The following is a 6,786-nucleotide window of genomic DNA, read 5'->3' on the forward strand; positions in this document are numbered from 1 at the left end:
AGCCTGACACAAAAAGAAGGGCGGGTCGATTCCTCGCCCGCCCCTTCGACTGGGGTGAACGACGGGGCTCGAACCCGCGACATCCGGCTCCACAAGCCAGCGCTCTACCAACTGAGCTACGCCCACCAGGCGGTTGGATCTGCTCCGTGGAGCAGACAACTCATCGATTGTATTACAGGTGCGGGGCGAACTGCTGCACCACGGCCGCCGAGATGGCCTGCACCTCGTCGGTGGTCGGTCCAGGGTCGGCCGTGAAGACCGCGCGACGGTAGTACTCGAGCTCGCGAATGGACTCGAGGATGTCGGCGAGGGCACGGTGGCCGCCGTCTTTCGACGGGGCATTGAAGTACGCCCGCGGGAACCAGCGCTTCGAGAGCTCCTTGATCGAGGAGACGTCGATGCTGCGGTAGTGCAGGTGCGAGTCGACGCGCGGCATGAACTTGTTGAGGAAGGCGCGGTCGGTGCCGATCGTGTTGCCGGCGAGCGGTGCCGACTGCGCACCGGGAACGAACTTCAGGATGTACTCGAGCACCGCGTACTCCGCGTCGGCAAGGCTGACGCCGGCGGGGATCTCGTCGAGCAGCCCGCTCGAGGTGTGCATGTCGCGCACGAAGTCACCCATCGAGTCGAGGGCGGACTGGTCTGGTTTGATGACGATGGAGAACCCGGGGTCGACGAGCTGGAGGTCGTAGTCGGTGATGACGACGGCGACTTCGACGAGCTCGTCGATCGTGAGATCGAGACCGGTCATCTCGCAGTCGATCCAGACAAGTCGATCGGCGGTGCTAGGCATCCTCGAAGTCTAGTTCGCGACGCCGACCTCGACGGGTGCGGTGCTCTTTGAGCCGAGTCTGGTAATACTTGACCCATGACTGAGTCCAAGCCCACCATTGCCCGCGGCGACGAGTACATCGTCTTCTACGCCGAGGGACCGTACGACGGCCGCAACGACCGCCGGATCTCGACCGATGGCTCCTGGGATGAGGAGCTGACGGTGCTCGTGGCACTCGACGGCAAGGAGACGCAGGTCGTCTACGGCTCGCCCGTCGCCCATGCGGTCGGCGACCAGGTGCAGGTCACCTACACGTTCGACCCGACGCACGGCGAGGCCCTCGAGGACCCCGACGAGCGCATCTCGGAACAGTAGAGCCCGCGGAGCGGTTGCACCTCTCGTGAACCTGCTCTTCTTCTCCTCGTCGTTCTGCGACCCGTGCATGCAGACCCGAGCCGTGCTCGCGCAGGTTGCCGCGCTGGTTCCCGCCGCACGGATCGCCGAGCTTGACGTGGCGCGCGAGACGGAAGAGGCGGAGCGGGCCGGCATTCGCTCGACTCCGACGGTTGTCGTGCTCGACGCCTCGAACCATGAGGTGTTTCGTGCGGAAGGCGTGCCGACCCTCAACCAGGTGCTCGCGGCGCTGGCGAAGGCGGTCTGAGCCAGCGGTCCGCTATTCTTGGACGCGCACGCGGCGGCAGCATCCCCCCGTAGCTCAGCGGAAGAGCACGCGGTTTCTACCCGCATGGCCGGGGGTTCGAATCCCTCCGGGGGGACTCACTGGGGTCGGCGCCGAGCGGGAAGGTCGGGAATCTCAGGACTCTCGCCCGACCTCAGCAGGTGTTTGCGAAACGCGCCGCGCGCGGGGCTGGGTTCAAGCCACAGCCTGTGCATTGGCCGTCGCGCTGGCTACGAGCGCCTCGCCACGCTAGAGACATGCAGATCCTGACCTACCGCGCCTTCACCACTCCGCAGCCCGACCCGTCGTCGGGCAACCCCGCCGGCGTTGTGCTCGACGCCGAGGGCCTCAACGAGGCCGACATGCTGCGCATCGCCGCAGACCTCGGGTTCAGCGAGACGGCGTTCCTCACCGGCATCTCGAGCGACGCGGCGCGCATCCGGTACTTCACCCCACGCGCGGAGATCGCGTTCTGCGGGCACGCGACCGTGGCATCCGGGGTTGCCCTTGCACGGCGGGGCGCCGGTCCGATCGTCGCCCTCACGACCAACGCCGGCGAGGTTCCTGTCGAGGTGACACCGGAGCACGCGACGCTCGTCGCCGTCGACACCACCGTGTCGCCGCTCGCCGCGAGCCTGGTCGACGAGCTGCTCGCCGCCCTCCGGCTCACCCGCGACGATCTCGACCCGGCGCTGCCTCCCGCGTTCGTGCGGGGCGGCAATCCGCATCCGATCGTCCCCGTGCGAGCGGGGGTGCTTGCGCGACTCGACCACGATGGTGAGGCGGTTCTTTCGCTGCAGGATCGCGAGGGATGGGATGGCACCATCCCGGTGGTGCACCGGGTCGACGCAACGCGGTTCGCCACCCGCAATCCGTTTCCGCGCGGCGGTATCCGCGAGGATCCGGCGACTGGTTCGGCCGCGGCCGGGCTCGGCGCCTACCTCCGCGCTGGAGGTCACGTCGAGACCCCGGCCATCGTCACCGTGTCGCAGGGCACGGAGATCGGCAGGCCCTCGGTCATCACCGTCGAAATCCCTGTCGAGGGGCGCATTCGCGTCACCGGTAGCGCAGAAGAGCTACGCGAGTAGCCTTGCGGCATGGCTGACAGCATTGCGCCTCGCGACCCCTCGCTGACCGATTCCGCGCTGCTGACCCGCATCCGCGAGTCGGTCATCGGCGACGACCAGGTCATGCGCGGCCCGTTCGGCGACCGACGCGTCACCTACGCCGACTACACCGCGAGCGGACGCGCGCTCGGCTTCCTCGAGGATTTCATCAGGGCGGAGGTGCTGCCCCGCTACGCCAACACCCACAGCGAGTCGAGTGGCACCGGGCTGCAGACGACGCGGCTGCGCGAGGACGCCCGCGGCATCATCCACCGCTCCGTCAACGGCGACGACGACTCTGTCGTCATCTTCGCCGGCAGTGGGTCGACCGCCGCGATCAACAAGCTTGTCGGCATCCTCGGCATTCGCATCCCCGCCGACCTCGACCGGCAGCACGGGCTGCGGCTGTCGATACCAGTCGACCAGCGCCCCGTGGTCTTCATCGGCCCCTACGAGCACCACTCCAACGAGCTGCCGTGGCGGGAGTCGATCGCGGATGTCGTGACGATTCACGAGACAGCCGACGGTCACATCGACGCAGCCCAGCTCGCTGCCGAGCTGGAGCGATACCGCGATCGCCCGCTCAAGATCGGGTCGTTCAGCGCAGCGAGCAACGTGACCGGCATCCTCACCGACACCCACGGAATCACTCGGCTGCTGCACGCCAATGGCGCGCTCGCGTTCTGGGACTTCGCCGCGGCCGCGCCGTATGTCGACATCGAGATGAACCCGTACGACGGCTCGGTCGACGCGAGGAAGGACGCCATCTTCCTCTCGCCGCACAAGTTCATCGGCGGCCCCGGCACCCCCGGGGTGCTCGTCGTGTCGAAGAAGGTGCTGACGAACTCCGTGCCGGACCTCGTCGGGGGCGGCACCGTCGCCTACGTCAACCCGGAGGAGCACCGCTACCTCACCGACCACGCTCACCGCGAGGAGGCCGGCACGCCGGCGATCATCGAGTCGATCCGGGCCGGGCTCGTCTTCGACCTCAAGAACGCCGTCGGCGTGCCAGAGATCAAGGCCCACGAGCACGACCTCCTTCAGCGCGCTCTCGCCGCGTGGTCGGCCGTGCCGACGATGGAGGTGCTCGGCAACCCGACTGCCGAGCGGCTCTCGATCGTGAGCTTCGTGATCCGCCGGCCGGGTGGAAGGTACATGCACCACAATCTCGTCGTCTCGATCCTCAACGACCTGTTCGGCATCCAGGCGCGAGGTGGATGCTCGTGCGCTGGCCCCTACGGACACCGCCTCCTCGGCATCGACCTCGAGCGCTCGCACGCCTTCGAGCGACAGATCGCCACCGGCTGCGAGGGAATCAAACCGGGATGGATCCGGGTGAACTTCAACTACTTCCTCAGCGAGCAGGTGTTCCGCTACATCGTCGAGGCCGTGGCGCTCGTCGCCGAGCACGGTCACAAGCTCACACCGCTCTACCGCTTCGACGCGGGCAGCGGCCTCTGGCGCCACGAGCGCGGCGCGATCGAGCCGCCGCTGCGCCTGTCGCAGCTCGCCTACGTTGACGGCGAGCTCACCTACCCGCACCACGAGGACACCGTGGGGGAGGAGGCGCTCGGCGGCTACCTGTCGTTCGCCCGCGAGCTGCTCGCCTCACTGCCGGAGCTCTCGGGCGAGAGCGTCGCGCACGAACTCGGCGACGACTTCGAGCACCTTCGCTGGTTCGACCTTCCCAAGGAGAGCCTCGGCAAGTCGGTCTAGCGTCGGGCGGATGGCAGACACCGCAGTGCTCTTCGACATCGACGGCACGCTCGTCGACTCCAACTACCTGCACGTCGAGAGCTGGGGGCATGCCTTCGCGATGCTGGGAATTCCGGTCGACGCGTGGCGCATCCACCGCTGTATCGGAGGACGAGCTCGCCCTGCTGCGCGACATTCTCGAGGTGGACGACCACGTCGCCCACGTGACCTCGAGCGGCGACGTCGAAGAGGCCAAGCCCGAGCCAGACCTTATCGAGGTCGCGCTGGGCAAGGCGGGGGTGGATGCGGAGCGCGCCATGCTTGTCGGCGACACGATCTATGACGTGATCGCCGCATCCCGGGCCGGAGTTCGCACAATCGGGGTGCTCTCTGGGGGCATCTCGGCGGCCGAGCTGCTCGACGCCGGCGCTGTCGCGGTCTACGACGACACGGCCGCTCTGCTCGCGTCGCTCGATGAGAGCCCACTCGCCGGTCTATTGGCCTAGCGTCACGTCGCTCTCGTCGTGCGAGAGCGGTCGATTGCGCCGACGAACGACGGCTCGGCAATGACAATCGGCACGCGGGGGACTCTTAGCTCTCGCTGCCGCCGTGGCCTGCCTCGTCGGCCGCCTGCTCACGGTCGATGCGGGTGAGCACCACCCGGGCGAACTCGTCATCGACGCCGCCATCGCGAACGGCCTGTGAGAGGGCGAGTCGCCGCGTGTCGTACGTCGTTCCGGTCGCAGCCGCGTGCTCGGCAGCGGCGAGGCCGCTCTTCGCCTCGGCATCCTCCTCCGCAGTGTCGACTGCCAGCGCCCGCGCGAGCAGCGGGAGGGTCGCGCCCTGGATCACGAGAGTGCCGATGGCCACGACGAAGGCGATGAACTGGATGGATGCGCGGCCAGGGAACGCAGCCCCCGTCGCCGTCGTGGCGGGAATCGCCCCCGCCGCGGCCAGCGTCACGATGCCCCGCATGCCCGTCCACGCCACGAGCAGCCGCTCCTTCCAGGTGAGCACGATCGGCGGCCGACGGTCGGGTCGTCCCTGCCGTCTGCGCACTCGGCGGGTCCAGGCCTGCCGCAGCCGAGCCCGGTTGCTGCGCTCGAGCTGCTTCGCACGCATCCTGACGCCGACCGCAGTACGGGTGAACACGAGGTACACGTAGGCGAGGCGAACGAGCATGACGACGAGCAGCACCAGGATGCCGACGACGATGGTCGCCCCGACCTGCTCCCCAGACTCGATGAGATCGTCGATGACGAACTTGAGCTGTAGACCGATGTAGGCGAAAACGAACGACTCGAGCAGCACGTCGAGCACGGGCCAGACACTGCTCTCCTGCAGTCGAGTCAGGTGCTGCGTCTTGAACCGGTTGCGCCGCTCGTCGTGTGCGGTGTTCACCGCCACGAAGAACCCGGCGAAGACGACGGCGAGCACTCCAGAGGCGTTCAGCTCCTCTGCCAGCAGGAACGCGGCAAACGGCACGAGAACGTTCACCGTGGTCTCCAGGGTGGGGTTGCCGAGTCGCCCGCGCACCCAGATGACGAGAGCCCCGAGCGCCAAGCCGACGATTGTGCCGACGAGCACGCCGTAGCCGAACAGCAGCACGGGCTGCTCGATGAACGTCTGCTCACCCGTGGCGGCCGCCACGGCAACGGAGAAGATCGCGAGGGCGGTGGCGTCGTTGACGAGGCTCTCGCCGGTGAGGATGGCGATGACCTTCCTGCTGAGACCCAGCTCCTTGCCGTGGGTGACTGTCGTCACAGTGTCAGGCGGGGACACGGTCGCCGCGAGCACGAGCGCCCCGGCCGCGCCGATGCTCGGCAGCAGCCACGACGTGAGCCCTGCGACCGCGGCCGTCGTGACGAGCACGAGACCGAGACCAAGGCCGACGATCGGGCGGAGGTTGCGAATGAAGCTGAAGAACGAGAAGCTCTGCGTCGCCGAGTAGAGCAGCGGCGGCATCACGAGGCCCAGGATGAGCTCTGGCTCGAGCTCGAGCCGCTCGATGCCGGGAATGAACGACACTCCCGCCGCGATCACGACGATCACGAGCCCGGCCTGAATGCCCTTGCTCCTCGCGAAGGCGGTCAGCGCAACTGCGCCGATGACGACGAGAAGGAGCAGTGCCTCACCCATGCGGGCCAGCCTAATCAGCCCGCATTGGCCTGACATACTGCCGGGGGATTAGCTATCCCGGCTGGAAGCACTCCACCGCGTCATCTATGAGCCAGAACTCGCCGATCGGGTAGAAGCGCTGCTTGGCGACGATCATGCGCTTGGTGCGGAACCGGACCGATCGCGCCGTGGCTCGTGGGGCTGGCGGCACTGGGTGCGCCCGTGCTGTTCCTCGTGGATTGGACGCGCAAGCAGCTCTGACGGCGGACGCGTACCGATGCCCGAAGACCTTTCGGACGACGTCGCCCCTCAGGGCTCGCGCGGCAGCTGCTCGACGAGCCGCATGCTCGCGCCGACCACGCCTTGGAGTCCCGGGCCTCCGGCGGTTGCGCCGGTGAGGTACAGATTCTCGAACG

General features: G+C 67.7%; 8 protein-coding genes and 2 tRNA genes. 6 read left to right on the forward strand and 4 right to left on the reverse strand.

The genetic code is table 11. The annotated features are described in order from the left end of the window. Window positions 1–50: 50 nt before the first annotated feature. Together AC14A7_RS13110 and orn are read right to left on the reverse strand one after the other, a co-directional pair. Window positions 51–126, reverse strand: a tRNA-His gene (locus AC14A7_RS13110). A gap of 46 nt (window positions 127–172) precedes the next feature. After that, on the reverse strand, window positions 173–793 hold the full coding sequence (gene orn, locus AC14A7_RS13115; protein ID WP_484009766.1) for an oligoribonuclease: 621 nt from the start codon (window positions 791–793) through the stop codon (window positions 173–175). 75 nt (window positions 794–868) lie between these two features. Here orn and AC14A7_RS13120 point away from each other — a divergent pair, with 75 nt between their 5' ends. The 6 genes from AC14A7_RS13120 (at window position 869) to AC14A7_RS13145 (ending at window position 4,758) form a co-directional block, all read left to right on the forward strand. Continuing rightward, window positions 869–1,147: an oligoribonuclease gene (locus AC14A7_RS13120; RefSeq protein WP_484009768.1), complete on the forward strand. Its 279-nt coding sequence runs from the start codon at window positions 869–871 to the stop codon at window positions 1,145–1,147. A 25-nt stretch (window positions 1,148–1,172) separates the two neighbouring features. After that, complete coding sequence (locus AC14A7_RS13125; RefSeq protein ID WP_484009770.1) at window positions 1,173–1,433, forward strand: thioredoxin family protein; 261 nt, start codon at window positions 1,173–1,175, stop codon at window positions 1,431–1,433. Between the two features lie 43 nt (window positions 1,434–1,476). Further along, window positions 1,477–1,548, forward strand: a tRNA-Arg gene (locus AC14A7_RS13130). A gap of 160 nt (window positions 1,549–1,708) precedes the next feature. Further along, window positions 1,709–2,539, forward strand: a complete 831-nt coding sequence (locus tag AC14A7_RS13135; protein ID WP_484009772.1) for a PhzF family phenazine biosynthesis protein — start codon at window positions 1,709–1,711, stop codon at window positions 2,537–2,539. 9 nt (window positions 2,540–2,548) lie between these two features. Beyond that, a complete protein-coding gene (locus AC14A7_RS13140; RefSeq protein WP_484009774.1) occupies window positions 2,549–4,273 on the forward strand; it encodes an aminotransferase class V-fold PLP-dependent enzyme in 1,725 nt (574 codons plus the stop codon). Window positions 4,274–4,362: 89 nt separating this feature from the next. Beyond that, window positions 4,363–4,758 carry an HAD family hydrolase gene (locus AC14A7_RS13145; RefSeq protein ID WP_484009776.1) on the forward strand — a complete coding sequence of 132 codons (396 nt, stop codon included), beginning with the start codon at window positions 4,363–4,365 and terminating at the stop codon, window positions 4,756–4,758. Window positions 4,759–4,843: 85 nt separating this feature from the next. Here AC14A7_RS13145 and AC14A7_RS13150 read toward each other — a convergent pair whose 3' ends face one another. Together AC14A7_RS13150 and AC14A7_RS13155 are read right to left on the reverse strand one after the other, a co-directional pair. Beyond that, complete coding sequence (locus AC14A7_RS13150; protein ID WP_484009778.1) at window positions 4,844–6,391, reverse strand: cation:proton antiporter; 1,548 nt, start codon at window positions 6,389–6,391, stop codon at window positions 4,844–4,846. Window positions 6,392–6,443: 52 nt separating this feature from the next. Next, window positions 6,444–6,581, reverse strand: a complete 138-nt coding sequence (locus tag AC14A7_RS13155) for a hypothetical protein (protein ID WP_484009780.1) — start codon at window positions 6,579–6,581, stop codon at window positions 6,444–6,446. Window positions 6,582–6,786: the final 205 nt, after the last annotated feature.

This window comes from Conyzicola sp. (assembly GCF_057073975.1).

Bases quoted from the DNA above. Each gene is read 5' to 3' on its own strand.
- AC14A7_RS13135 (WP_484009772.1), top strand. From the start codon at position 1,709: ATGCAGATCCTGACCTACCGCGCCTTCACCACTCCGCAGCCCGACCCG.
- orn (WP_484009766.1), bottom strand. From the start codon at position 793: ATGCCTAGCACCGCCGATCGACTTGTCTGGATCGACTGCGAGATGACC.
- AC14A7_RS13145 (WP_484009776.1), top strand. From the start codon at position 4,363: ATGCCTTCGCGATGCTGGGAATTCCGGTCGACGCGTGGCGCATCCACC.
- AC14A7_RS13120 (WP_484009768.1), top strand. From the start codon at position 869: ATGACTGAGTCCAAGCCCACCATTGCCCGCGGCGACGAGTACATCGTC.
- AC14A7_RS13140 (WP_484009774.1), top strand. From the start codon at position 2,549: ATGGCTGACAGCATTGCGCCTCGCGACCCCTCGCTGACCGATTCCGCG.
- AC14A7_RS13150 (WP_484009778.1), bottom strand. From the start codon at position 6,391: ATGGGTGAGGCACTGCTCCTTCTCGTCGTCATCGGCGCAGTTGCGCTG.